The organism is Streptomyces niphimycinicus (genome assembly GCF_018883605.1).
GTDB classification, from domain to species: domain Bacteria; phylum Actinomycetota; class Actinomycetes; order Streptomycetales; family Streptomycetaceae; genus Streptomyces; species Streptomyces niphimycinicus.
In genome coordinates, this window is sequence record NZ_JAHLEM010001198.1 from 1 (window position 1) to 583 (window position 583).

Genomic DNA, 583 nt, shown 5'->3' on the forward strand with positions numbered 1-583 from the left:
ACTCCCGCCCCATGCCGAGCCGCTGCGCACCCTGGCCCGAGAACAAGAACGCCGTCTTGCCACCCGTGACGGCCTGTCCCTGGACGACTCCCGAGCCGATTCCGCCCTGAGCCATCTCCTCGAGACCGCGCAGCAGGGCCTCGCGGTCCTCGCCGACCAGCACGGCCCGGTGCTCGAACACCGAGCGAGTCGCCAGCGAGTACCCGACGTCCAGCGTGTCGAGGTCGGCCTCGGCCGCCACATGCGCGTGCAGTCGCCCGGCCTGTGCCCGCAGTGCCTCCCGGCTCTTCCCGGAGACCAGCCACGGCACCACGGCCGCCGACTCGTCCGTGCGGGGGGCCACGGTGTCCGAGACCGCCTGCTCCTCCACAGCGGGGGCCTGCTCGATGATGGTGTGCGCGTTGGTTCCGCTCAGTCCGAACGAGGAGATGCCGGCCCGGCGCGGCCGGTCGGTCTCCGGCCACGCGGTGGCCTCCGTCAGCAGCCGCACCTCACCCGCCGACCAGTCCACCTGCCGCGACGGCTCATCCACATGCAGCACCTTCGGCAGCACCCCGTGCCGCATCGCCATCACCATCTTGAT

General features: G+C 71.9%; 1 protein-coding gene. It reads right to left on the minus strand.

Annotated features, from left to right (window positions below; all coding sequences use genetic code 11):
- Positions 1 to 583 (minus strand): ketoacyl-synthetase C-terminal extension domain-containing protein (locus KN815_RS48815; protein WP_301184722.1); only part of this gene is annotated, 583 nt, incomplete at both ends.